The sequence below is a fragment of the Moorena sp. SIO2C4 genome (assembly GCF_010672485.1).
GTDB classification, from domain to species: domain Bacteria; phylum Cyanobacteriota; class Cyanobacteriia; order Cyanobacteriales; family Coleofasciculaceae; genus Moorena; species Moorena producens.
The window spans coordinates 1-1,847 of sequence record NZ_JAAHGN010000400.1 but is presented as its reverse complement, the minus strand read 5'-3'; the positions used below and the strand labels follow the sequence as shown (position 1 = coordinate 1,847).

Genomic DNA, 1,847 nt, shown 5'->3' with positions numbered 1-1,847 from the left:
TTCGTTTTCCTGATTCAGCAGCACCAACTATCTGCTGTAGCTCTGTATCAAGGGCTTGGGGTGTCTGATTCCAATCAATCAGAGTGTGTACTTGGGGAAAACAAAACTGCAAAAATGACTCAAAATAGGCTTGTAATGCTTCTTTCCAAGGATTGTCATAGTCAGCTATGGGTTCGTTCATTTCTATTTTTTAATTCTAGACTAATCCTAAAAACTATCGTTAGCTATCAGCTATCAGCTATCAGCTATCAGCTATCAGCTAGTGGCCTTTGGCCAACGAATGATTACAAACCATCTAACGACAAAGATACAATGAATATCGTTGCTGTCATGGTAATCAGTGTATAAAATTGTATAGTAAAAGAGCAGATTATGGGGAGATTAATACTAAAATTGCTGAAAGCAATCTCTAGAATTTATAAAATAAGTTAAATCGACAATTTAGTAATTTTATGGAATAGGGATGCAGCCAGTAAAAAGGGGAGCCAGTTGCTGATATGACTCCCCATCTTCTAAAGTTTCCTGTGTTTCATTATTCCCATCAGCTGACTGGTATTAGAAAAGCGATTGACCTTGGCCTTTAGGCCACGCTACGCGAATGGTCACGCTACGCGATCGCTTTTCTATACTGTCGTTCTTTGTGATCAAGCTTCAGCTCCATTTCTTACTATTCCGGTAAAGCTATCATTTGCTAAATACACTGGCTACAAGTAATTAATCCGATCGTGGGCAGTGGGTACCAACGCCCTCCAGCTGATCTTATCTGTCTAATCCACTGCCCACCCTACATAACATCAGCTATTCCGGTCAAGCCATCATTTGCTAAATACACTGGCTACAAGTAATTAATCCGATCGTGGGCAGTGCCTACTAACGGGCTTTCCCAGCTGATCTTATCTGTCTGATGTACTGCCCACCCTACATAAACTTCCCACTGAATGCTGATAGCTTAATGCTGATAGCTTAATGCTGATAGCTGAATGCTTACACTAGGACTAACCCACTTGCCGGTTAGTCTCCAAACTCATCAAAAAACAACCTACGGCTACCTAAGAATAAACCAGGGCTATTCTCTCCAGTAGAAAAAGCCGTGACTCCAAATAAATAAGAACCACTAAACTCAGGATTTTCCTTAGCTCTAACCGAAACTGTAATGGTTTGACCAGGAGTGACCGGTGGATCAAACACAACAGTTACTTGATCCGAGTTAGACGATTCATTCCCGCCAATATTCGCCAAGGTCAGGGATGAGCCACCAGCAAAAGTATCGCCCACAAACCCACGACTCTTTCTCGGATCAAATTTGACTTTCTCGATATTAGTTTTATTCTGGGTAATCGTTACAGCTTGCAAAGACTCTCCAGCATCTTCAGGTAATCTGAGGGTGAATTGGTACGTTGATGGAACCCTTACTCTAGTAAAGCTCGTAGCTGCCCTAACTAAACGCGGAGCACGGTTAAACACAGTCTTACCATTACCGATTTCAATCGTCTTAGCAGGTAAGCCATAAAGAGTAGTGGGTAGCAATATACCCAATAAAAATGCACCAGAGCCTAGAAGACGAGCCTTAGTTAATCCCCAACGTGCTATATTATTAGTCATCTCAATCACCTCTAATCAAGAAAGCGCCCGAAAGAAATTGACTGTTTAACGAAAAATTGTTAATTAACCAATACCCTTCAAGGATAACTACTCTACCGGACTTAATCTTAAGTATCAGACTCTTCCGTTAAAATTACGTGATATCTACCTTAGAAAACCATAATAAAATCGAGTATAGCGTTGCTCATACCTATTAGATACACAGGATTTTTTACCACTCCCCACTCCCTACTCCCCACTCCAGA

Annotated in this window: 2 protein-coding genes and 1 pseudogene; 1 reads left to right on the top strand and 2 read right to left on the bottom strand. The window is 41.1% G+C overall.

Annotated features, from left to right (window positions below; genetic code table 11):
• A pseudogene (locus F6K20_RS20090) lies at positions 1–181 on the bottom strand (transposase); the annotation flags it as partial.
• A 386-nt stretch (positions 182–567) separates the two neighbouring features.
• On the opposite strand from F6K20_RS20090, the gene F6K20_RS20085 reads away from it, so the two are divergent.
• The gene (locus tag F6K20_RS20085) at positions 568–714 is read left to right on the top strand and encodes a hypothetical protein (RefSeq protein ID WP_154659823.1); all 147 of its coding nucleotides are present in this window, start codon (positions 568–570) and stop codon (positions 712–714) included.
• 297 nt (positions 715–1,011) lie between these two features.
• Here the strand turns inward: F6K20_RS20085 and F6K20_RS20080 are convergent, their stop codons facing one another.
• Positions 1,012–1,602 (bottom strand): DUF2808 domain-containing protein, encoded by a 591-nt coding sequence (locus F6K20_RS20080; RefSeq protein WP_008185511.1) that lies wholly within the window; start codon positions 1,600–1,602, stop codon positions 1,012–1,014.
• Positions 1,603–1,847 lie beyond the last annotated feature (245 nt).